Source organism: Phenylobacterium sp. (assembly GCF_016124325.1).
Lineage (GTDB): Bacteria > Pseudomonadota > Alphaproteobacteria > Caulobacterales > Caulobacteraceae > Phenylobacterium.
The window spans coordinates 1-21,089 of sequence record NZ_WGNY01000013.1; the positions used below are offsets into that span (position 1 = coordinate 1).

At 71.9% G+C, this 21,089-nt stretch carries 22 protein-coding genes; 8 read left to right on the plus strand and 14 right to left on the minus strand.

Annotation, left to right across the window (positions count from 1 at the left end; translation table 11 throughout):
* From parC to recO, 4 genes are all read right to left on the minus strand, one after another.
* The coding region (gene parC, locus GC203_RS06540) for a DNA topoisomerase IV subunit A (protein WP_293452685.1) at positions 1-1,770 on the minus strand (1,770 nt) is incomplete at its 3' end.
* Positions 1,771-1,928: 158 nt separating this feature from the next.
* Positions 1,929-2,372, minus strand: a complete 444-nt coding sequence (locus tag GC203_RS06545) for a hypothetical protein (protein ID WP_293452687.1) — start codon at positions 2,370-2,372, stop codon at positions 1,929-1,931.
* A 255-nt stretch (positions 2,373-2,627) separates the two neighbouring features.
* Positions 2,628-3,041 carry a hypothetical protein gene (locus GC203_RS06550; protein WP_293452689.1) on the minus strand — a complete coding sequence of 138 codons (414 nt, stop codon included), beginning with the start codon at positions 3,039-3,041 and terminating at the stop codon, positions 2,628-2,630.
* Between the two features lie 274 nt (positions 3,042-3,315).
* Positions 3,316-4,047, minus strand: coding sequence for a DNA repair protein RecO (gene recO / locus GC203_RS06555; RefSeq protein ID WP_293452691.1), 732 nt, complete (start codon positions 4,045-4,047; stop codon positions 3,316-3,318).
* Positions 4,048-4,344: 297 nt separating this feature from the next.
* On the opposite strand from recO, the gene GC203_RS06560 reads away from it, so the two are divergent.
* From GC203_RS06560 to GC203_RS06570, 3 genes are all read left to right on the plus strand, one after another.
* On the plus strand, positions 4,345-4,896 hold the full coding sequence (locus tag GC203_RS06560; protein WP_293452693.1) for an ECF-type sigma factor: 552 nt from the start codon (positions 4,345-4,347) through the stop codon (positions 4,894-4,896).
* A complete protein-coding gene (locus GC203_RS06565) occupies positions 4,874-7,174 on the plus strand; it encodes a serine/threonine-protein kinase (RefSeq protein WP_293452694.1) in 2,301 nt (766 codons plus the stop codon). Before GC203_RS06560 ends, GC203_RS06565 begins: the two co-directional genes overlap by 23 nt.
* Before the next feature lie 122 nt (positions 7,175-7,296).
* Entirely contained in the window at positions 7,297-8,271 is a 975-nt protein-coding gene (locus GC203_RS06570) for a PEPxxWA-CTERM sorting domain-containing protein (RefSeq protein WP_293452696.1), read from the plus strand.
* Positions 8,272-8,347: 76 nt separating this feature from the next.
* Here GC203_RS06570 and GC203_RS06575 read toward each other — a convergent pair whose 3' ends face one another.
* Positions 8,348-9,160 carry an arylamine N-acetyltransferase gene (locus GC203_RS06575; RefSeq protein WP_293452698.1) on the minus strand — a complete coding sequence of 271 codons (813 nt, stop codon included), beginning with the start codon at positions 9,158-9,160 and terminating at the stop codon, positions 8,348-8,350.
* Between the two features lie 47 nt (positions 9,161-9,207).
* The gene (locus GC203_RS06580; protein WP_293452700.1) at positions 9,208-10,506 is read right to left on the minus strand and encodes a hypothetical protein; all 1,299 of its coding nucleotides are present in this window, start codon (positions 10,504-10,506) and stop codon (positions 9,208-9,210) included.
* A gap of 229 nt (positions 10,507-10,735) precedes the next feature.
* On the opposite strand from GC203_RS06580, the gene GC203_RS06585 reads away from it, so the two are divergent.
* Complete coding sequence (locus GC203_RS06585; protein WP_293452702.1) at positions 10,736-11,761, plus strand: serine hydrolase; 1,026 nt, start codon at positions 10,736-10,738, stop codon at positions 11,759-11,761.
* Between the two features lie 202 nt (positions 11,762-11,963).
* Here the strand turns inward: GC203_RS06585 and era are convergent, their stop codons facing one another.
* From era to lepB, 3 genes are read right to left on the minus strand one after another with little or no spacing between them, the layout of a single operon-like run.
* Complete coding sequence (era, locus tag GC203_RS06590; protein WP_293452704.1) at positions 11,964-12,908, minus strand: GTPase Era; 945 nt, start codon at positions 12,906-12,908, stop codon at positions 11,964-11,966.
* Positions 12,905-13,600, minus strand: coding sequence for a ribonuclease III (gene rnc, locus GC203_RS06595; RefSeq protein WP_293452706.1), 696 nt, complete (start codon positions 13,598-13,600; stop codon positions 12,905-12,907). Before rnc ends, era begins: the two co-directional genes overlap by 4 nt.
* Positions 13,601-13,608: 8 nt before the next feature.
* Positions 13,609-14,352: a signal peptidase I gene (gene lepB / locus GC203_RS06600; protein ID WP_293452788.1), complete on the minus strand. Its 744-nt coding sequence runs from the start codon at positions 14,350-14,352 to the stop codon at positions 13,609-13,611.
* A gap of 201 nt (positions 14,353-14,553) precedes the next feature.
* Here lepB and GC203_RS06605 point away from each other — a divergent pair, with 201 nt between their 5' ends.
* The 3 genes from GC203_RS06605 (at position 14,554) to GC203_RS06615 (ending at position 17,151) form a co-directional block, all read left to right on the plus strand.
* Positions 14,554-15,450, plus strand: a complete 897-nt coding sequence (locus GC203_RS06605) for an EamA family transporter (protein WP_293452708.1) — start codon at positions 14,554-14,556, stop codon at positions 15,448-15,450.
* A gap of 66 nt (positions 15,451-15,516) precedes the next feature.
* Positions 15,517-15,879 (plus strand): nuclear transport factor 2 family protein, encoded by a 363-nt coding sequence (locus GC203_RS06610; RefSeq protein WP_293452709.1) that lies wholly within the window; start codon positions 15,517-15,519, stop codon positions 15,877-15,879.
* A 63-nt stretch (positions 15,880-15,942) separates the two neighbouring features.
* Positions 15,943-17,151, plus strand: a complete 1,209-nt coding sequence (locus tag GC203_RS06615; RefSeq protein ID WP_293452789.1) for a DUF4010 domain-containing protein — start codon at positions 15,943-15,945, stop codon at positions 17,149-17,151.
* A gap of 37 nt (positions 17,152-17,188) precedes the next feature.
* Here the strand turns inward: GC203_RS06615 and GC203_RS06620 are convergent, their stop codons facing one another.
* The 5 genes from GC203_RS06620 to pyrE are packed head-to-tail and all read right to left on the minus strand — an operon-like array spanning position 17,189 to position 19,876.
* On the minus strand, positions 17,189-17,650 hold the full coding sequence (locus GC203_RS06620) for a hypothetical protein (RefSeq protein ID WP_293452710.1): 462 nt from the start codon (positions 17,648-17,650) through the stop codon (positions 17,189-17,191).
* Between the two features lie 60 nt (positions 17,651-17,710).
* Positions 17,711-18,031: a hypothetical protein gene (locus GC203_RS06625; protein ID WP_293452711.1), complete on the minus strand. Its 321-nt coding sequence runs from the start codon at positions 18,029-18,031 to the stop codon at positions 17,711-17,713.
* Between the two features lie 36 nt (positions 18,032-18,067).
* Positions 18,068-18,466 (minus strand): holo-ACP synthase, encoded by a 399-nt coding sequence (gene acpS / locus GC203_RS06630; protein WP_293452713.1) that lies wholly within the window; start codon positions 18,464-18,466, stop codon positions 18,068-18,070.
* A gap of 40 nt (positions 18,467-18,506) precedes the next feature.
* Positions 18,507-19,295, minus strand: coding sequence for a pyridoxine 5'-phosphate synthase (locus tag GC203_RS06635; RefSeq protein WP_293452715.1), 789 nt, complete (start codon positions 19,293-19,295; stop codon positions 18,507-18,509).
* Positions 19,292-19,876 carry an orotate phosphoribosyltransferase gene (gene pyrE / locus GC203_RS06640; RefSeq protein ID WP_293452790.1) on the minus strand — a complete coding sequence of 195 codons (585 nt, stop codon included), beginning with the start codon at positions 19,874-19,876 and terminating at the stop codon, positions 19,292-19,294. The genes GC203_RS06635 and pyrE overlap by 4 nt, the downstream gene beginning before the upstream one ends.
* Before the next feature lie 256 nt (positions 19,877-20,132).
* Between pyrE and GC203_RS06645 the strand changes: the two genes are divergently transcribed.
* Positions 20,133-21,071, plus strand: a complete 939-nt coding sequence (locus GC203_RS06645; protein ID WP_293452717.1) for a hypothetical protein — start codon at positions 20,133-20,135, stop codon at positions 21,069-21,071.
* Positions 21,072-21,089: the final 18 nt, after the last annotated feature.

The window sequence follows — 21,089 nt, forward strand, 5'->3', positions numbered from 1 at the left end:
CACCGGCTCGCCGTGGCCGCGGGCGCCCGGCAGCTTGTCGCAGCCCAGGGTGAAGAAGCGGCCGTCGGAGGCGAAGATCACCAGCTTGTCGGTGGTCTCGGCCGGGACGGCGAAGGCCAGCTTGTCGCCCTCCTTGAACTTGAGTTCGGAGGGGTCGTCGACGCGGCCCTTGGCGGCGCGGATCCAGCCCCGCTCGGAGAGGATGACGGTGATCGGCTCGCGCACGATCATCGCCTCCAGGGCGGCCTCGGCGTCGACCGCGGGGGCGTCGGCGAAGATGGAGCGGCGGCGGTTGAGATCGGCGCCCAGGGCGTCCTTCACGTGGCGCAGGCCCTCGCCCACCAGCCTCCACTGGGCGCGGTCGTCGGCGAGCATGGCGGTGATGCCGTCGCGCTCCTCGCTGAGCTCGGCGTGCTCGCGGCGGATCTCCATCTCCTCCAGCCGGGCGAGCTGGCGCAGGCGGGTGTTGAGGATGGCGTCGGCCTGGATCTCGGTGAGGCCGAAGGTCTCGATCAGCTTGGCCTTGGGCTCCTCCTCGTAGCGGACGATGCGGATCACCTCGTCGAGGTTGAGGTAGGCGATCATCAGCCCGTCGAGGATGTGGAGGCGGGCCTCGATCTTCTCCAGGCGGTGGCGGGCGCGGCGGACCAGCACCTCGCGGCGGTGGTCGAGGAAGGCGGCGAGCGCCTGCTTGAGGCTCATGACGCCGGGCGTGCCGCGGGCGTCGAGGACGTTGAGGTTGACGCTGAAGCGGTTTTCGAGGGCCGAGAGCTTGAAGAGGCTCTCCATCAGCACCTCGGCCTCGACGTTGCGGCTCTTGGGTTCGAGCACGAGGCGGACGTCCTCGGCGGACTCGTCGCGCACGTCGCCCAGCAGCGGGGCCTTCTTGGTCTCGATCAGGCCGGCGAGCTGTTCGACCAGATCGGCCTTCTTCACCTGATATGGGATCTCGGTGATGACGATCTGGTAGGTCCCGCGGCCGGTGTCCTCCTTCTCCCACTTGGCCCGCACGCGCACGCCGCCACGGCCGGTGGAATAGGTCTCGATGAGCGAGGCGCGCGGCTCGACGATGACGCCGCCAGTGGGGAAGTCGGGGCCGGCCACGTGGGTCATCAGAGCCTCGACGGAGGCGTCCGGCTGGTCGAGCAGCATGAGGCAGGCGTCGATCAGCTCGGCGGCGTTGTGCGGCGGGATCGAGGTGGCCATGCCCACCGCGATGCCGGTGGAGCCGTTGGCGAGCAGGTTGGGGAAGCCGGCCGGCAGGACCACCGGCTCCTCGTCGGAACCATCGTAGGTGGGCTTGAAGTCGACGGCGTCCTCGTCGATGCCGTCGAGCAGCAGCTCGGCCGCCGTGGTCAGGCGGCACTCGGTGTAGCGCATGGCGGCGGGGTTATCGCCGTCGATGTTGCCGAAGTTGCCCTGGCCGTCGACCAGCGGATAGCGCTGGGCGAAGTCCTGGGCCATGCGCACGAGGGTGTCGTAGATCGCCTGGTCGCCGTGCGGGTGGTAGCTGCCCATGACGTCGCCCACGACCTTGGCGCACTTGCGCGCCGTGGCGCCGGGGCCGAGGCGCATCTCGCGCATGGCGTGGAGCACGCGGCGCTGGACGGGCTTGAGGCCATCGCGCACGTCGGGCAGCGCCCGGTCGGTGATGACGCTGAGCGCATAGGCCAGGTAGCGGCGGGAGAGCGCCTCGGAGAGCGGCTCGTCGATGATGCGGTCGTGTTCGCCGGGGCCGTCCGGCGGCGGAGTGTCGAGAGGCATGGGCACGTTCTAGCGCGGTGCGGGATTCGGGGCGACGCCACAGCGCGCCGCAGGCGCCGGATTCCGGAACCACGGATGACACGGAGGGCACGGATGACGCCGGCGCCGACATCCGTGTGATCCGTGAAATCCGTGGTTCGACGGATCGCGCTGCGCGCGGGCGGTCAGAACGGCAGGGGCTGGAGGTCGGGCTCCAGCCAGGCGCGGCGGGCCTCGACGCTGAAGAGGCGCTCACGGCTCCAGTAGGCCAGGAGCCAGTCCGAGCGGGCCATGGGCGAGGCCAGGAGCTCGGCCAGCACCGCGCTGAGCGGCCGGCCCGGATGGGCGGCCAGGACGGCCTGCGCGGCCCTCAGCGAGGCCTGGGTGATGGTCTCGTGGTAGCCCTCGGTGTCGGTGTTGGCGACGCCCGTGGCCGCGTTGTAGGCGCGGATCAGGCCCGGCATCTCGGCGAAGGCGTCGCCGCCGAGGCGGGTGAGCAGCCACAGGGCCGCGGCGAAGTGGGCGGCGTGCGTCCACCGCGCCTTCGGCAGGGTGCGCGCGGCGACGCCGGCGCCGATGGCTTCGATATCCTCATCCGAAAAAGGATCGGGGGTGACGTGAGGCGGCATGGAAAGGTCTCCAGGAGCCGCGGCGGGATCGCCCAAGCAAAAACCCCGCCGGGGCGGGGTTTGCGGTGTTCTGCTCGGGCGGGACGACGACCTAGGCCGGGGCTCCCAAGCAGGCGCGCGCAAACACCGCCGCGACGCGGCGCTGCTGCGTATTGGCCTGGCTGGTTTTCGACCGGGTCATGGGCGCGGCTTCTAGCTTAACGGGCGATAGGGTCAATAAGCCGCATACGATGAACCCCAAATCACTATGTCGCTTTAAGACGGCGTAACCGCGGGCGGCCAGCGTGATGGCATGTTGCTGTCGCCGCCCCGGATGGACGTGCGCGCCTGGCTCGCGCTCGCCTTGAACGGCCCCATCGCCATGCTGGCGCTGGCGGTGGCGGTGACGCATGAGGGCGTGCTGCGGCTGGTGGGCTTCGCGCTGGTGCTGGTGCTGGCGCCGTCGCTGGCGCTGTCGGTGCGATCGGTGAAGGCCAGCCTGCGCGGGGCCAACGACCGGCTGGAGCTGTCGCCGGCGCGGCCGCTGGACCACCTGCTGCTGATCGCCTTCTTCCTGGGGCTGGCCGGGGCCTGCGCTGTGCTGCTGACCGCGGCGATCCGCTTCCGGCTGGACAGCGGGACGATCCTCCTGGGCCTGGGCGTGGCCGGACCGCCGCTGGGCGTGATCACCGCCCTCTACATCCTGGTCCACATGTTCCGCCCCGCGCCGGGCCTGCGGGCCGACCACGACGGCCTGCTGATCAAGGCGACCGGCGAGGTGCTGGCCTGGAAGGACGTGGAGCAGATCCGCCTGCGCCACCGCTGGGTGCGGCTGTCGGAGCTGCGGATCGTGGTGCGCCACGTCTCGGGCGTCTTGATCGTGCGCCGGGTTCCAGTGCCGATCGGGTTCCCGCCGGGCGCCCTGCCCCGCGTGCTGCGCTACGCCAAGGCGCGGATGGCGGGACTAGAGCCGGCCGGCTTCGCGCAGCCGGTCCAGGAGCCAGAGGCGCGCCGGTGGCAGCGGGCGGTTCACCGGACCATAGACGAACATCTCGAGGAAATGGCCCGTGAGGCCGAGGCCCGCGCCGACGTCGCCGGGCCTGAGGCCGGTCTGGGCCGAGAGCATGAAGGGCGGGAGCGGCAGGAGCCGATCCTTGTAGGGTTCGCCGGCGGCCCGGGAGACGGCGCGGCCGGTGCGGGGGCTGACGTAGACGAGGTCGTCGACAGCGCCGGTGGCGGCGCACCTGGAGAGGTCGAGGCCGAAGCCGAGGTCCTGCAGCAACCCCGCCTCGTAGCGGACGAAGACGGCGGGCCAGATGTCCGGGTCGCCGAACGCCGCGCAGAGCGCTTCGAAGGCGAGGAAAGCCCCTGGATGGGGTTCGCGCTCGGGCAGGGCCCCGGCGGCGACGGCGGCGGCGGCGGCGAGGCCGCTGAGGGCCAGGGCGTCGTCGAACAGGTCGGCGGGTCCGGCGCCCACGGGTTCGAGGCTGGCCGAGCCGAGCTGGTCGGAGACGCGGGCCCGGTAGCGGGCGACCACGCGGGCGCCGGCCTGGAGCACGGGCTTGAGCCTGCGCCCCGCGCCGCCGGCGACGTGGGCGGCGTAGCGGCCGTGGGCGGCGGTGAGCAGCTCGACGATGGCGCCGCTCTCGCCGAAGGGCCGCGCGGAGAGCACGAAGGCGTCGTCCTCGAATTCCATCAGCGGGATCCTGAAGCGGCCGAGGCGATCATCCTGACCCCCGAGTATGAGGCCGCCCTGGCCGAGCTCAAGGCGCTGGCCGAGCAGTACCGCGCCGAGCTGGTCGAGCGGGAGCCCGAAAAGCTGAGCGCATAGATCGCGCACCCCGGCGCGGCGGCGGCGGGCGTGAGGCGATGGACGTCGCGATCGATCATGGACGCTGATGTATGGGCGGCGCCGGCCGGAGGAAAGCGCCGGGACCGCGCCGACCCTGGCGCGGCTCTTGCATCGCGGGCGGCCTGAAGGATCATATGGTTCATGTCCACGGCGACGAAGGCATCGGGGTACGAGCGGCCGGCGATCGCCCCGGCGCTTCTCGCGCGCCACTATGACGAGCTGCGGCGGGTGGCGCGGCGGATCATCTGCTCGGACGGCCAGCGACATCATCTCCAGGCGACCGAACTGGTGAACGAGGCGGTGCTCCGCCTCATCGCCTCGGGACTCGAAAGCATCGAACGCCGCGAACACCTGCTGGCGCTGGCCGCGCGCACGATGCGCCGCGTGCTGATCGACGAGGCCCGCCGGGCGCGCGCGGCCAAGCGCCAGGCGCCGAAGCTGCTGACCGCCTGGCCCGGCGGCCCGCAGGCCGGGCTCGACGTGGAGGCGCTCGACGACGCCATCGCCGCGCTGGAAGCGTTCTCGCCGGAGCATAGCCGCATCGTGGAGCTGCGCTTCGGCCTGGGGCTCACGGTCGAGGAGACCGCTCGCCTCATCGGGCTGCCGGAACGAACGGTCAAACGACGATGGCAGGCGGCGCGGGCCTGGCTGCACGATCATCTCACGACCGATGGCCAGGCCGACGGATCCTGAGGTCGAACGCGCGGCGCTGGCGCTGTTCGAGCGCCTGAACGCCGCGCCCCGGTCGCGCGGGCGAATCCTGAAGGGCGTCCCGACAGCGGTCCGCGCGCGGGCCGCGGCGCTGGAAGCCGGGGCCGACGCGGCCGAGGCCCTGATGTCCACGGGCCCTGGGGCCGGGCTGATCTCGCCGCCCGAGCGGGTGGGGCCGTTCCGCCTCACCGAGCTGATCGGCATGGGCGGCATGGGCGGCGTCTGGCGCGCCGAACGCGACGACGGCCTCTACGAACAGGTGGTGGCGGTCAAGTTCATCCACGCCGAGCTGGGCGAAGCGGCGGCCGAACGCTTCGCCGTGGAGCGTCGGCTTCTGGCCAAGCTCGAAACGCCGACCATCGCGCGCCTGATCGACGGCGGCGTGACGGCCGACGGCGTGCCGTACCTGGTGATGGAGTATGTCGAAGGCCTCCCGATCGACGAGGCCGTCGCCGGACAGCCGTTGCCCGACGCCGTCCGCCGGTTCGCCGACGCGGCCGAGGCGGTGCAGTTCGCGCACAGCCGGCTGGTGGTGCACGGCGACCTGAAGCCGTCCAACATCCTGGTCGACCGCGACGGCCGCGTGCGGCTGCTGGACTTCGGCGTGGCGCGCCTGCTGGACGCCGAGGCGGATGACGGCCCCGCCCCCCTCACCCGCGCCTACGCCAGCCCCGAACGCCTCGCCGGCGGCCCGCCCAGCATCGCCGACGACGTCCATGCGCTGGGCGTCATGCTGCGCGAACTGGCCGGCGGCCGCGCCGACGCCGACCTCGCCGCCATCGCCGATCGTGCCGCCGCGCCCGTCGAGGCCGACCGCTACGGCAGCGTCGCGGCGATGATCGCCGACCTGGAACGCTGGCGGGACCGCCTGCCGGTCAGCGCCCGTCCCAACAGCGTCGCCTACCGCGCCCGCCTGTTCATGGCCCGCCACGCCGTGGGCGTGACCGCCAGCGCCCTTGCGATCCTGGCGCTCACCGCGACCGCCGTCGTCGCCACCGCCAACTACCTCACCGCCGAGCGCGCGCGCACGCAGGCGGAGCAGCGGTTCGGCGAGGTCCGGGCGCTGTCGCGCTACATGCTGTTTCCGCTCTACGACCGCCTCGCCGGCGCGCCCGGCACCGTGGAAGCCCGCGCCGAGCTGGCCGCCACCGCGCGGCGCTACCTCGACCGGCTGGCCGCCTCGCCCGACGCGCCGGCCGACCTGCGGCTGGAGATCGCCCAGGGCTACCGGAGGCTCGCCCGCGTGCAGGGCGTCTCGGGCGTCGCCAGCCTGGGACGGCCCAGCGAGGCGGCCGTCTCGCTGGCGGCGGCCGAGCGGCTGGCCGACCAGTTGCGGCGCGCCGATCCCCGGGCCGCCGAGCCGCTGGAGCTGCTGGGCTGGATCGAGGCCGACCGTTGGACGCTCGCGCCCGACAACGCCGACTCCGCCCGGATCAACGCCCGCGCCCGCACCGATTTCGACCAGGCCCTGGCCCTGGACCCGAACCGACCGCTCGCCCGGCTCGGCCTGATCGAGACCCAGAAGAACCGCGCCTACGACCTCATCTGGGCCGCCAACAAGCCCGCGGACGCCATCCCCATCCTGCACGCCGCCCTGGCCGACCTGCGCGCGCGCCGCATCGGCGGCGAGGAGGCGCGGCTGCTGGAAGTGAACCTGCTCAATCGCCTCGGCGACGCCACCTACAACGCCGGCGACGTGCCCGGCTCGCTCGGCCCCTACCGCGAGGCCGAACGGCTCGTGGACGCGCGGCTGGCCAGGGGCGAGGCGCTGGAGTGGCTCGCCGCCAAGGGCGAGAGCGACTGGAACGTGTCCGGGTCGCTGGGCGACACCGGCCAGCTCGAGCCCGCGCTGGCGAAGGCGCGCCATGGCGTCTCGACGATGCAGCGCGTGCTCTCCTACGGCTCCGACGCCCACGCCGAGAAGCGCCTGCTCATCCTCTACGGGCAGGAGGCGGGCCTGCTGGCCGAACTCGGCCGGCATCGGGACGCCATCGAGCCGGCGCTGCAGTCGGTGACGCTGCGCGAGGCCCGGGCCGCCCTGGAGCCGGACGACCCGCAGCGCGCCCGCGACCTGGCGATCGGGCTGGAGACCGCTTCCCACGTCTTCGCGCGCGGCGGCCGGCGGGCCGAGGCCTGCCGCCTGGCGACGCGCTCGGCCGAGCGCTGGGCGATGATCGCGGCGCGGGGCCGGCTCAGCAAACGCGACGCCGAGAAGAACCAGCCCGCCGCCGCCAAGGCGCGCGACGACTACTGTCGCTAGCGCCTTCCGAGCTTGACCGGCCGCGCGCCGGAAAAAAGTTCTCCGAACCGTGGCCCGCAATCCGCGGCGCCTGCGCACTCACTCTTTGGAACCGGCCATCGGCCGAAATTCAGGGGTGAGTTATGCGTAGACGTCATCTTTTCACCACCGCGATCGTCGCGGCCGCAGCGATCTCAAGCCCGGCATGGGCGGACCACACCGTGGTCTATGGCGCGACCGCGAAGGCGTACGCAGCGGCGAAGGCCCACCAGGGGCCCACCGTGCACGGCTCCAGCGCCGAGAACAACACAGGGGTCGTGACGCTGGGCATCGATCCCAGCGGCGGCGCGGCGGAGGCCGGACCGTCCTCGCCCGGCGCCACCACCGTCCATGCCTCGGCCTACCAGCCCGGTGGCGCCGGGGAGCTCGCCTTCGACTCCAGCGCCTACGCGGCGGCCAGCCTGGCGAGCGGCCAGCTGAAGGCCACGGTCGACAACACCTACGCCAACAACTTCGGCTCGCCGTTTGGGTTCGCGGACGCGTCCATCACCGACACGCTCTACTTCACCAACACGACGGACCATGCGATCGCGCTGGATATCAGCTACGCCTTCGACGGCATGATCGCGCTCGGTCCCAACATGACCGACCAGGGCGGACGCGCGACGCTGTACCTCAGCGGCTGCGGCAGTTGCGGCGACATCTCCTTCGCCAACGGCGCGGGGCTGTTCAGCAACACCATGTCGTTCAACGAGGGCGGGGTGTACGCCTACGACAGCGCGCCCCAGTGGACGTTCGTCGCCAACCCGACCGGCGTCGGCGGCACGCTCTCGGCGACCCTGCTGGTGGGCGCCGGCCTGACCTCGCTGGGCATCGGCGGACGGCTCGAGCTCGACTGCCGCGGCGGCACCGACTGCCTCTTCGGCCATACCGCCAGCCTCGGCCTCGGCCCGCTGGCCGACGGCCTGTCGTACGCCTCGGAGTCCGGCGTGTTCCTGACCGACACCGGCGGCGGGCCGACGGGCGGCGTGCCGGAGCCCGGCGTGTGGGCGCTCATGATCCTCGGCTTCGGCGGCGCCGGAACGATGGTTCGGCGGCGCAGGGCGGCCCTCGCCTGACCAGCCGAAGCAGGTTCCCCCGTCCCGTCCCGCATGCGGGACGGGGGACCCGACCTGCGGGGCCCGATCCGCACCGTCAGGGCGGCGGCGCGGCGGCGGCGCGCTCGATCACCGGCCGCCACGACGGCTCAACGGCCAGGCCGAACACCTCGCGCAGCGTCCGCTCGATCCCGTCGGCGTCGAGGATCTCGTGCGTGGGCCGGCCGCCCTTTGGCCGCACCGTGAAGCGATTGAACAGCAGGCCGTAGCGGGCCTCGTCGGTCGTGCGCCCGGCCAGCAGGTTGGCGCGGAAGTGCGAGGTGGGGTGGGTGGAGGTGAACCAGTTGGCCATCTCGTAGTCGCGGGTCACGCAGGGGACCATCGACAGGTCGTAGGCCGGGATCCAGCCCGCCTCGCGCTCCACCTCCAGCCGCAGCTCGGCGCCCACGGGCGTGAGGCGGTAGCGGTCGTGATCGGTGGCCTGGACCTCGCCCGGCGCGAAGACCAGGGGCGCGGTGAGCACGCAACCGCCGAAGCCCACGTCGACCATCCAGTCGCGCCCGTCGACCGTGACGCGCAGGACCATGTGGGTGCGCGGCTGGACCGGAGCGTCGGGCGGCTGGTTCCAGCGCACGCGCCCGGCGAGGCCCTCGGTCCGGAAGCCCAGGGCGTCCAGCGCCCGCTGGAAGAGGCTGTTCTGCTCGAAGCAGTAGCCCCCTCGCCGCCCGTGGATCAGCTTGGCGTCGACGGCCGCCGGCGAGATGTCGACGCCCCGGTCGAGCAGGCAGTCGATCGCCTCGAACGGGACAGCCGCCGGATGCAGGCGGTGGAGGTCGCGTAGCACCGCCAGCGTGGGCTCCCGCGGGCCCGAATAGCCGATGCGGGCGAAATAGGCGTCGAGATCGATCATGGAGCCCATTTATGGGCCCCGCGACCGCGGCGGAAGGCCGGCCCCGCTTATTTCAGGCAGGCCGTCAGGGTGCGCTTGTAGGCTTCCAGCACCGGGGCCGCGAGGTCGCCCGAGGTGCAGCGCATGTCGTCGCCCATCGTGTGGAAATAGCGGTGGCCGCCGTACTCCCCGATGGCCGAATGGTAGCCCGCGTCGATGACGTTCACGAGCTCGCCCCCGGCATGGGCCTTGTCGGCGGGATAGACCGCCTCCAGCCCGGCCAGTCCGTGGAAGCCGGCGCGGACGGCCTCCATGACGTCGGGCGTGGCGGTGAGGACCCGCTGGGAGTCGGCGCTGGGCAGCGGGAGGAGGCGCGGGCCGAATTCGTGCCAGTCGCGCGCGGCGAGGCTGGCGCCGATGTGCACCCAGATGGCGGTGCTGGCGGGCGGCGGAGCCTTCTCCTGCAGATAGTGCTCGCCACCGCGATAGAGGTACTCGTGCCCGCTGGTGGCGATGAACTCCAGGTTCACGCCGTGACCCTCTTTGGCCATCCAGTGGGCCAGCCCCAGCCAGACGGCCAGGCCCGAGCCGCGCTCGGCCGCGCACCCGAACCAGCCCGAGCGGGGGGTCGAGACGATGAGCGTCTTCGCCGCCTTGCGGTCCAGCCGCGCGATCAGGTTCCAGGCCGTTCGCCGGCCGCCCTTGCCGTCGACCGTCAGGGTGGCGGCGGCGCCGGACTCCGCCCCCGCCAGGAACGGCTGTGAATCGCGGGGCGCCAGGATCGCGACGGGCCGGTCGAAGAGCGGCTTGTCGGGCGGGACGTTGAGCGCGATGGCCTCGCCGGTGGGTCCGGTGGTGATCGCCACCACCGCCAGCGCGCCGCGCGCCAGGGCGTCGGCCACGGGACGGGCGACCTGCGGATCCTGGATGGCGCCCCAGCGCTTGTAGGGCAGCACGATCAGGGCGATGGCGCCGGTCAGGTCGCCGGGGCGGTCGGCGCGGCGCAGGGGGCCGGTGACCCCGCCGGGGCCGGTGGGGGTGACAAGGGCCTGGGGGATCACCTCGGCGCGTGCCGCGCCGCAGGCCAGCGTCACCGTCACCGGATCGAAATAGGGGATCGGGAACGGCTGGCGCTCGCAGGCGTAGCCCGCCCGGGTCAGGTCCTCCTCCAGCCAGACGCCAGAGGCCTCGTCGCCCGGTCCGCCCGAAGCCTTGATCCCGAGGCCGGCGTACCGCTCCAGCACGCCCTGCAGCCAGGCTTCCTCGGCCGACGACGACGGGCTCGCGGCCGCGGCCGCCGCCGATCCCACGGCACTGGCGGCGATGACGCCGCCGGCCCCCAGTACGCTTCGGCGCGATGGCGTCATGTCGACCTCTCCCTGTTCTTCCCCGCGCAGATCGCAGCGGCGTCCACGACCCAGGGTGCGTTTCGACGGAACCCGACCAGTTTCGGCGGGCCGATGTCCACCCCCCGCCAGGGACAAGGACCACCTAGGCCCATAGACCAGGGGCATCGCCGAGCGCCTTGCGATACATCGGACCGGACCATATCGGCGTAGACGGGACACGACGAGCCACGATGACCGGAGACGCCCGATGCCCCTCGCCCCTTCCCGCCGCGGCGTCCTCGCCGGCGTGGCGGCCGTGACCGCGAGCCCGGCCTTCGGCGCCGGCGCGGCCCCCTCGCCCGCCATGCAGGCCGTGCTCGACTATGTGCAGGAGCAGAAGACCACCGGGTTCCTGATCACCCGCGACCGCAAGACCGTGGTGGAGCGCAACTGGCCGGTTCCGGCCGGCGCCGCGGCGTTCCGCGCCGCCTTCGCCTACGAGACCACGCCCGACGGCGCGCTGCTGGAGGACGTGGCCTCGCAGCAGAAGAGCTTCGTCTCGATGCTGATCGCCGTCGCCCTCGACCGGGGCCTGCTGGACGTGGAACGGCCGGTCGTGGACTACCTGGGGGCCGGCTGGAGCAAGGCCACGCCCGAGCAGGAACAGGCGATCAAGCTGATCCACATCCTCAACATGGCCTCCGGCCTGCGGGACGACTTCACCTTCCAGGCGCCGGTGGGGACGCTGTTCCACTACAACACGCCCGTCTACGCGACGACCAAGCGCATCCTGGCGGCGGCCACGAAGCAGCCGCTTGAGATCATCACCGCCGAATGGCTGACGAAGCCGGCGGGCATGAGCCAGACGGCCTGGCGCAAACGCCCCGCCGCCCTGGGCGACGTGGGCAACCCGACGGGCCTGGTGACCAGCCCGCGCGATGTCGCCCGCTTCGGCCAGATCGTGCTGGATGGCGGCAAGGCGGAGGACGGCCGCCGCATCGTCTCGGAAGCCAACCTCAAAGCCATGTTCGTCCGCTCGCCGACCAATCCGGCCTATGGGCGGCTCTGGTGGCTGAACGGCGGCAAGGAGAAGGTGGGCGTGCGCGGCGACACCCAGCCCGGCCCGCTGATCCCCTCGGCCCCGGCCGACCTGGTGGCCGCGCTGGGCTTCCTGGACCGCAAGCTCTACGTCGTTCCCAGCCGCAAGCTGGTGGTGGTGCGCATGGGCCAGGCCGCCCCCGACCCGGCCTTCGACGAGACGCTGTGGTCCAAGCTCATGCCGGCGCTGGGCTGAGGCGGGGCGCCCGGGAGGGGGTCTCCCTGCAAGGCCGCTCGTCCCGGCGAAAGCCGGGACCCAGATGGAAGGCCTCCGACGTAGGCTCTGGAGGCTCAGAGACCATCCAATTCGCCACCGCGCTTCGAGATCTGGATCCCGGCCTTCGCCGGGATGAGCGGACGGTATTGAATCCATCGCCCTCGAATTGCGCTGGGACCGCCTAGGCGTCGAAGTCGAGGCCCAGGTCGCCGTAGAAGGCGCGCTTGTCGGCCCATTTCTCGTCGACCTGGACGTGGAGGAAGAGGTGGACCGGGCGGTCGAGGAGCTGGGTGAGTTCCTCGCGGGATTTCTGGCCGATCCACTTCAGCGTCTGGCCGCCCTTGCCGAGTACGATCGGCCGCTGGCTCTCGCGCTCGACGTAGATGGTCTGCTCGATCCGGACGCCGCCGTCCTTGCGCTCCTGGAAGGCGGTGGTCTCGACGGCGGCCGAATAGGGCAGCTCCTCGTGGACCCGCAGGTAGAGCTTCTCGCGGGTGATCTCGGCGGCCAGCAGGCGGGCCGGCAGGTCGGCGGTCTGGTCCTCGGGATAGAACCAGGGGTTCTCGGGCATCAGCCCGGCCAGGCGCGCCTTGAGGTCATCGACCCCCGAGCCGGTGGCGGCCGAGATCATGAAGACCTCGGAATAGACGCCTGTATCGAAAAGCTTCTGCGAGAGCGCCAGGAGCTGGTCGCGCTTGACCGCGTCGATCTTGTTGATGGCCAGGATGGCCTTGGTCCCGGTCGCCTTCAGGCCCTCGACGATGGACTCCACGTCGGCGGCCGAGCGGCGGTCGGCGGGCTTGGCCTCGGGCCCCTGGGCGGCGATCTCGGCGGCGGCGTCCACGAGGTGGACCACGGCGTCGGCGTCCTCGGTCCCGCCCCAGGCGGCGCGGACCATGGCCCGGTCGAGCCGGCGGCGCGGCTTGAAGATGCCGGGGGTGTCGACGAGCACGATCTGCGTGTCCCCCGCCAGGGCGACGCCGCGCACCGGGAAGCGCGTGGTCTGGACCTTCTGGGTGACGATCGAGACCTTGGCCCCGACGAGGCGGTTGACCAGGGTGGACTTGCCGGCGTTGGGCGCGCCGATGACGGCGGCGAAGCCGGCGCGGGTCTTGGGTTCGCTCATGACTCGGCCAGCCGCTTTTCGAGCATGATCTCGGCGGCCAGCTTCTCGGCCTCGCGCTTGGAGCCGGCGGTGGCGGACTCGGGCGCGTAGCCGGGCAGCCAGGCCTCGATGGTGAAGCGCGGCTCGTGGGCCGGGCCCTCCTGGCGCACGACGCGATACTCCGGCACCGGCAGCTTTCGCGCCATCGCCCATTCCTGCAGCATGGTCTTGGGATCCTTCGCCGGCCGGTCGAGGTTGTCGAAGCCCTCGCCCCAGAAGCCGAGCACGAACCGGCGGGCCGCCTCCAGCCCCCCGTCGATGTAGAGCGCCGCGATCAGCGCCTCGCAGGCGTCGCCCAGGACGCGGTCGTTGTCGCGCGCGCCCACGCGGGTGGCGCTGGCGTCGAGGCGCAGGGCGTCGCGCAAGCCGGCGGCGCGGCCGGCCTCGGCGCAGGCGTGGTAGTTGACGAGCTGGTTCATCAGCTTGGCGAGTTCGCCTTCGGGGGCATCGGGCCGCAGCTCCATCAGGCGCTCGGCGACCACGAGGTTCAGCACCCGGTCGCCCAGGAATTCGAGCCGCTCGTTGTCGCGGATCTTCTTCGCGCCCTTGCCGACGCTGGAATGGGTGAGCGCGTGCTCCAGCAGCTCGCGGTCGGCGAAGGCGTGGCCGATGCGCGCTTCCAGCCCGGCCACGGCGGCAAGGCGCGCGTTCATCGGGGCGCTCAGTGGAGGATCTTGAAGAAGCGGCTGGGCCGCGCGTCGAGCACCCAGGTCCAGGGCTTGAAGATCGAGGCCTGCGGCTTCCACGACAGCAGGATGATCTGGGCCTTGCCCACGAGGTTCTCGGCCGGGACGTAGCCCACGCCGTCGTCGGCGGGCGGCACGCGGCTGTCGAGCGAGTTGTCGCGGTTGTCGCCCATCATGAAGTAGTAGCCCTCGGGCACCACGTAGACGCCGGTGTTGTCCAGCGGGTTGTCGGGGCCGAAGTCCTGGGTGGTGTAGGTCTTGCCGCTGTCGAGCTTCTCCTCGAAGCGGGCGACGTCGCGGACCACGCCGAAGCCGATGTCCTCGCGCACGGGCGAGAGCGGCTCGCGCTGGATCAGCTTGTCGTTCACGTAGAGCAGGCCGTCCTTCATCTGCACCCGGTCGCCCGCCACGCCGATGACGCGCTTGACGTAGTCGGTGTGGCCGTCGCGGGGCAGCTTGAACACCACGATGTCGCCGCGATGGGCCGGATGCTCGAAGATGCGGCCGTGGAAGATCGGCGGGCTGAACGGGATCGAGTGCCGCGACCAGCCGTAGGTGAACTTCGACACGATGATGTAGTCGCCCTCGTAGAGGTTGGGCTCCATCGAGGCCGAGGGGATGGTGAAGGGCTGGAAGAAGATCACCCGCAGCACGAGCGCGATGGCGAGCGCGTAGACGATCGTCTTGACGACCTCCCAGAGCTCGCGGGCGGCGCTCATCTTCTCGGGCGCGGGCCCGCTCTCGACATTCTCGCTCATGGACAGTCCTTCAACGCCCCGGCGTCCCGGGGCGGGGTGTTCGGTAGACGCTCAGGCGCCGATGAGCAAGATCGGCGCCCGTGAACTTTGGGTTGCGCGATAGGGCCACTTCGCCGCAACCGGACCGGTGACAGCGCCGTCTCGCAACCTATCTAGGGGATCATGAGTCGCCCCACCCTGCCCCTGTCGCACCTGATCCTGGCGATCGCGGCGGTGGCGGTCTGGGGGACCAATTTCGTCGTCATCAAGTGGGGCCTGGCCGACTTCCCGCCGCTGACCTTCGCGGCGCTGCGGTTCACGTTCGCCGTGCTGCCCGCGATCTTCTTCCTGAAGCGGCCGGCCGTGCCGTGGTGGAACCTGGCGGCCTACGGCGTGCTGATCGGCGTGGGCCAGTTCGGCATGCTCTACATCGCCATGACCCAGTGGATCTCGCCAGGGCTGGCCAGCCTGGTGATCCAGGTGCAGGCGTTCTTCACCATCGGGCTGGCGATGCTGCTGGCCGGCGAGCGGCTGCGGACCTTCCAGCTGATGGCGCTGGCGCTGGCCGCGGCGGGCCTGGGCTGGCTGATGGCGCACACCGGGGCGGAGGTGACGCCGCTGGGCCTGGGCCTCGTGCTGGTCGCCGCATTGGCCTGGTCGGGCGGCAACACGGCGGCGCGGATGGCCCAGCCGGAGAGCATGCTGGCCTATGTGGTCTGGGCCAGCGTCTTCTCGGCCCCGCCGCTGTTCGCCCTGGCGCTGATCGCCGAGGGCTGGCCGGCGATGTCGCACGCCGTCGTAAACGCCGGGCCCGGCGCCTGGGCGGCGGTGCTCTGGCAGAGCGTGGGCAACACCATCTTCGGCTACACCGCCTGGGGCTGGCTGCTGGCGCGGCACCCGACGGCGACGGTGGCGCCGCTGGCGCTGCTGGTGCCGGTGTTCGGCATGGGGGCCTCGGCCGTGCTGCTGGGCGAGCCGCTGACCGCGTGGAAGCTGACGGCGGCGGGGCTGGTGCTGGGCGGGCTGGCGCTCAACACGCTCTGGCCCCGGATCGCCGCGCGCCGGGCCGCGGCCGCCTGAGACCTCCATGGGCGTTCGCAAAACGCCGCTGAATCACCCACCTTCCGGGAAACGAGGAGCGACGCCATGCCGAGCCGAGCCGCCGTGGAGGCGTTCGTGGCCCAGGTGCTGAGCGGCGACCACGTGGGCGCCATCGCCGACTGGTACGCCGAGGACGCCACGATGCAGGAGAACCAGGACCCGCCACGCGTGGGGCGCGAGGCCCTGATGGAGGGCGAGCGGCAGGCGTTGGCCCGCGCCGCCAAGGTGGAGACCGAGCTGCTGGCGCCGCCGATCGTGGACGGCGACCGCGCGGCGATCCACTGGCGCTTCACCTTCACCTCGCCCAAGGGCGTCGTGCGCAGCTTCGAGGAAATCGCCTGGCAGACCTGGCGCGGCGACAAGGTGTGGCGCGAGACCTTCTTCTACGACCCGGCGCAGACCAGATAGGCTGGCGGTTCGCGGGAGGAACAGCCCATCGACAACGACCTCGTCCTGGGCCTGTCGGTCGCCCTGGGCCTCGGCCTTCTGATCGGCGCCGAGCGGGAGCGGCGCAAACAGGCCGAGCCGGGCGCCTCGACCGCCGGCATCCGCACCTTCACGGTCGCCTCGCTGGCCGGGGCGCTGAGCCTGGCGCTGGGCGGGCCGCTGTTGCTGTCGGCGGCGACCCTGGTGCTGGGGACGTTCACGGCGCTGGGCTACTGGCGCACGCGCAAGGAGAGCGACGCCGGGCTGACCAGCGAGATCGCCCTGGTGCTGACCCTGCTGCTGGGCGCGCTGGCGACCCGCGCGCCGCTGCCCGCGGCCATGGCCGGCGTCGCCGTCACCATCCTGCTGGCCGGGCGCACGCGCATCCACGACTTCGTCGGCCGGGTGATGACCGCCGCGGAGCTCGACGCCGTGCTGGTGCTGGCAGCCGCCAGCCTGATCGTCCTGCCGCTGCTGCCTGACCGGGCCATGGGGCCGTTCGACGCGATCAACCCGCGCAAGGTGTGGACCGTGGTGATCCTGGTGCTGGCGATCGGCGCCGGGGGCCACGTGGCGGTGCGCGCCCTGGGCGTGCGGTTCGGACTGGCGGCGGCGGGCCTGGCCTCGGGCTTCGCCTCCAGCACGGCCACGATCGGGGCGATGGGCCAGCGCGCGGCCAGGGCGCCGGAGATGCTGGGCGCGGCGACCGCCGGGGCGGTGCTGTCGACCGTGGCCACGGTGATCCAGATGGCGGTGGTGGTGGGCGTGACCAGCCTGGAGACGCTGAAGGCCATGGCGCCGTCGCTGGCGCTGGCCGGGGCGACGGCGGTCGCCTACGGAGCGGTCTTCACGGTCCTGGGGCTGCGCCGGACGGCGGCCAACGGCGACGACCGGGCGCCGGCGGTGAGCCTGAAGGCGGCGCTGACCTTCGGGGCGATCCTGGCCCTGGTGCTGCTGGCCGCCGCCGCGCTCCGGACCTGGTTCGGCGACGCGGGCGTCATCGCCGCAGCGGCCCTGGCAGGGCTGGTGGACACCCACGCCGCGGCGATCTCGGTGGCGGCGCTGGTGGCCTCGGGCGCCCTGCCGCCGGAGGGCGCGGTGCTGCCGATCCTGGCGGGACTGTCGACCAACACCGCCAGCAAGCTGCTGTTCGCCGTGACGTCCGGCGGACGGGCGTTCGCGCTGCGGGTGGCGCCGGGCCTGGTCCTGGTGATGGCGGCGGCGTGGGCGGGGGCGCTGCTGGCGCCCGTCTGAGCAGGACGGGCCTTCGGCGCCGGAGCGACGCCAGCGGCTAGTCTGACGGCCAGCCCGGCCAGGCCTCGATCAGCCCGACCAGTTCGGGGATGTCGGCATAGAGATGATCGGCGCCCGAGGCCTCGCGGACGGCCTGGCCCGGGACCAGTCGCGCCAGCTCGGCGAGCGACCCGGTGGGATCCTCCGCCTGCTGGATGAAGAGCGTCGGCGCGCGCGCCGCATGCCGGGCCAGGAGATCGCCGCGCGCCTCGGCCAGGAGGCGGTTCACCGGCGCGCCGATCAGGACGCAGGCCCGCGGGGCGAGGCCGTGATCGGCGCAGGCCGCGGCGGCGACGAGACAGCCGATCGACTTGGCGACGACGACGTCGGGCCGCCAGCCGGCGGCCAGACGGGCCTCGCCATCGAGGTCGGGATTCACGAAGTCACCCGCCCAGAACGCGTAGTCCAGCACCCGCGCCTCATCCCCGGGACGCGCGAGCGCGGCGACCAGCGCGCGCATCTGGCCCGAAGACTCGGGAAGGCGGCCCGGCAGGCCGAGGACGCCCACCCGGGGGGACCGCTAGCGGATCTTGACCATGGCCGAGCCGCGCGGGCCGGTCACCTCGAAGCTGTCGCCCGACTTCTTGTCGTGGGGATAGGTGGCGCACGTCTCCTCGGGATCGAAGTTGGAGCTGGTGCACAGCTTGTCGCCGTCGATGCGCCACTGACCGACGACCTGGCCATCCAGAGCGGTGAACTTGCCGTCGGGCGTGTAGGTGACTTCGATGTCCATGCCCTGGGCGTTGAACACGATGCCTTTGGTGGTGACTTCATCCAGCGTGTCGGCGAACGCCGGCGCGGCGGCGGCCAGGACGACGGCGGCGATGGCGTAGCGGATCATGACGGTCCTCCCCTGTTCCTGGGGAAGAGCATATCGCTATTCCGGCAACGCTTCGATGATGACGAACGCCTGGGCGTAGGGATGGTCGTCGGTGAGGGTCAGGTGGATCACCGCCTTCATGCCGGGCGGGGTCATCTCCTCGAGGCGGGCCAGCGCGCCGCCGGTGAGCGCCATGGTGGGCTGGCCCGAGCGCATGTTGACCACGCCCATGTCGCGCCAGAAGACGCCCCGGCGCATGCCGGTGCCGAGCGCCTTGGCGCAGGCCTCCTTGGCGGCGAAACGCTTGGCGTAGCTGGCCGCGGCGTCGGCCTTGCGCTCGGAGCGCGCGCGTTCCAGCTCGGTGAAGACGCGCTCGCGGAAACGGTCGCCGAACCGCTCGAGGCTGTTCTGGATGCGGCGGATGTCGGAGAGGTCGGAGCCCAGGCCGAGGATCATGCCGCCCGCACCGCCGCCGGCGTTTCGAAGGAAACGCCGGTCATCTTGAATTGACCTGAGCCAACGCCGGACCGGCGTTGGTTCGGGCCTCTTCCATCAAGGCGCGCATCCGCTGGATGGCGGGGCCGAGGCCGATGAAGATCGCCTCGCCGATCAGGAAGTGGCCGATGTTGAGCTCCATCAGCTCGGGGATCGCCGCGACAGGCTTGACCGTCTCGTAGTCGATGCCGTGGCCGGCGTGGACCTCCAGGCCGAGGCGATGGGCCTCGGCGGCGGCCTTGCGGAGGTTGTCCAGCAGCGCGTCGGTCAGGGCCTGGGGTTTGCGCTCGCGGACCGCCTGGCAATAGGCGCCGGTATGCAGCTCGACCACCTGGGCGCCGACCGACTTCGCCGCGGTGACCTGGGCCAGATCGGGATCGACGAAGCACGAGACGCGGATGCCGGCGTCGACCAGACGGCGGACGACCGGGGCGATGCCGTTGTGCCCCTTGACGACGTCCAGCCCGCCCTCGGTGGTCACCTCCTCGCGCCGCTCGGGCACCAGGCAGGCGGCGTGCGGGCGGTGGGCGAGCGCAATGGCCTCCATCTCGGGCGTGACGGCGCACTCGAAGTTCAGCGGCCGGCCGCGGCGGCGGCAGGTGACGGCCAGGGCGTCGATGTCGGCGTCGGAGATGTGGCGGCGATCCTCGCGCAGGTGGGCGGTGATCCCATCGGCGCCGGCGGCCAGCGCCATCTCGGCGGCGCGCACGGGATCGGGATAGCCCTCGCCGCGCGCGTTCCGCACGGTGGCCACGTGGTCGATGTTCACCCCCAGCCGCAGACGGGTCATGCGCGCAGCCTCTTGGAGCCTGGCTCCTCGGCCGGCAGGGCCGCGAGTTCGGGCGGGATCTCGTCGGGGGCGTAGGACGGCACGTCGACGGTCGCCAGGGCCACCAGCGGCCAGCCCACCTCGGCGCGGCCGCCCGAGCGGTCGACGATGCAGGCGCAGCAGAGCACCTGGCCGCCGGCGGCCTCGATGGGCTCCACCGCCTCGCGGAACGAGCCGCCGGTGGTGATGACGTCCTCGACGACGACCACCTTGGCGCCCGGGGCGATCCTGAACGCGCGGCGCAGGCGGAACTTGCCGTCCTCGCGCTCGACGTAGATCGACGGCACGCCGAGGGCGCGGGCCACTTCGTAGCCGGGAATGATCGCACCGACCGCCGGGGCGACGATCACGTCGGGCTTGCCGAACTGCGCCTCGATCTTCTCGGCCAGGGCCTTGCAGAGCCGCTCGGTGCGGTCGGGGAACTGGAAGACCAGGTTCTTCTGCAGGAACATCGGGCTGTGCCGCCCCGAGGCCAGGATGAAGTGGCCTTCGCGCAGCGCGCCCGCGCCGCGGAATTCCTCAAGGACGTCTTCGGTGGTCATGGCGGTGCTCATGACGGTGGAAATAGCTTCCTTCGCGCGCCTCCGGAAGGTCCGGCCCGCGAAAGCCGGCACGGTCAACCGCGGTTCATCATTGGCGGATGTTAACCGTCTGGTGTTGCGACCTGTTTATCGTTCGATGGAACAAGTCGGCGTGAGCCGCAGGGGTGATGGTCCTTTGTCTGCACAGCCCGCAAGAAGCGAAGCTGGCGAACGCAAAGTCTTTCCGGACGAGTTCCCGGAGGGGCTGAAGCCGCGGTTGCGGCTGTTCCTCAGCGCCGACCTCGTCGGGTCCACCCCGTACAAGCAGTCGCGCCAGATCTGGCGCCCCGAAATCCTCAGCTTCTACAGGAACTTCGACTACGCGCTTCAGACGCGCTACCGCGCCTTCTGCGAAGGCCGCGACGACCTGGGCCAGGCCCCGGAATTCTGGAAGAGCAACGGCGACGAGCTGCTCTACACCTGCGAACTGGCCAACCTGAGCCACGCGCACGCGGTGATGCACGTCTGGCTGGCGGCGCTCGACGAGTACCGGGCCATGAGCGACGAGATCTCCAAGCACCTCGACGTGAAGTCGACGGCCTGGATCGGCCTGTTCCCGGTGCCCAACGCCGAGGTCTTCTTCCGCCGCGGCGCGAGCGACTACGGCCCGCACGAGGCCGACGACGCCCTCCTGGTGCAATCGCAGCTCCGCGACGAGTGGTACGCCAACCGCGCCAACACCCAGATCGTTCGCGACTTCGTGGGCCCGTCGATCGACACGGGCTTCCGCCTGGGCTCGTGGGCCAGCCCACGGCGCCTGATCGTCTCGGTCGACCTGGCGTTCCTGCTAACCGGCGCCTATTCCAAGGGGATCGGGCCGCTGCGCCTGCACCTGTCGGGCCGCGACACGCTGAAGGGCATCATCGGCAACCAGCCCTACCCCACCATCTGGATCCCGGTGGGCGGCGGCCCGGCCCCGATCGAGCCCGACGAGCGCCTGCTGGGCCACATCTCGACCGACCGGGCGACCATCCGCTCGCACTGCGAAGCCATCATCGAGCAGAACTACAAGTCGATCACCCCGCTCTACCTCGCCGGCGCGCGCTACGAGGACTACGACTGGGTGCCGCCCTACATCCTCGACCGCATCCTGCGGCTCTGGGAGGAGGAGGTGCGCTACCGCACCGACCGCACGGGCGTGGTGATCCTGGACTAGGGACGCCGACGGCCCCGG

Bases quoted from the DNA above. Each gene is read 5' to 3' on its own strand.
- lepB (WP_293452788.1), bottom strand. From the start codon at position 14,352: ATGAGCGCCGCCCGCGAGCTCTGGGAGGTCGTCAAGACGATCGTCTAC.
- era (WP_293452704.1), bottom strand. From the start codon at position 12,908: ATGAGCGAACCCAAGACCCGCGCCGGCTTCGCCGCCGTCATCGGCGCG.
- recO (WP_293452691.1), bottom strand. From the start codon at position 4,047: ATGGAATTCGAGGACGACGCCTTCGTGCTCTCCGCGCGGCCCTTCGGC.
- pyrE (WP_293452790.1), bottom strand. From the start codon at position 19,876: ATGACCACCGAAGACGTCCTTGAGGAATTCCGCGGCGCGGGCGCGCTG.
- GC203_RS06545 (WP_293452687.1), bottom strand. From the start codon at position 2,372: ATGCCGCCTCACGTCACCCCCGATCCTTTTTCGGATGAGGATATCGAA.
- GC203_RS06610 (WP_293452709.1), top strand. From the start codon at position 15,517: ATGCCGAGCCGAGCCGCCGTGGAGGCGTTCGTGGCCCAGGTGCTGAGC.
- GC203_RS06580 (WP_293452700.1), bottom strand. From the start codon at position 10,506: ATGACGCCATCGCGCCGAAGCGTACTGGGGGCCGGCGGCGTCATCGCC.
- GC203_RS06585 (WP_293452702.1), top strand. From the start codon at position 10,736: ATGCCCCTCGCCCCTTCCCGCCGCGGCGTCCTCGCCGGCGTGGCGGCC.
- rnc (WP_293452706.1), bottom strand. From the start codon at position 13,600: ATGAACGCGCGCCTTGCCGCCGTGGCCGGGCTGGAAGCGCGCATCGGC.
- GC203_RS06565 (WP_293452694.1), top strand. From the start codon at position 4,874: ATGGCCAGGCCGACGGATCCTGAGGTCGAACGCGCGGCGCTGGCGCTG.
- acpS (WP_293452713.1), bottom strand. From the start codon at position 18,466: ATGATCCTCGGCCTGGGCTCCGACCTCTCCGACATCCGCCGCATCCAG.
- GC203_RS06560 (WP_293452693.1), top strand. From the start codon at position 4,345: ATGTCCACGGCGACGAAGGCATCGGGGTACGAGCGGCCGGCGATCGCC.
- GC203_RS06635 (WP_293452715.1), bottom strand. From the start codon at position 19,295: ATGACCCGTCTGCGGCTGGGGGTGAACATCGACCACGTGGCCACCGTG.
- GC203_RS06605 (WP_293452708.1), top strand. From the start codon at position 14,554: ATGAGTCGCCCCACCCTGCCCCTGTCGCACCTGATCCTGGCGATCGCG.
- GC203_RS06570 (WP_293452696.1), top strand. From the start codon at position 7,297: ATGCGTAGACGTCATCTTTTCACCACCGCGATCGTCGCGGCCGCAGCG.
- GC203_RS06575 (WP_293452698.1), bottom strand. From the start codon at position 9,160: ATGATCGATCTCGACGCCTATTTCGCCCGCATCGGCTATTCGGGCCCG.
- GC203_RS06620 (WP_293452710.1), bottom strand. From the start codon at position 17,650: ATGCGCGCGCTGGTCGCCGCGCTCGCGCGTCCCGGGGATGAGGCGCGG.
- GC203_RS06625 (WP_293452711.1), bottom strand. From the start codon at position 18,031: ATGATCCGCTACGCCATCGCCGCCGTCGTCCTGGCCGCCGCCGCGCCG.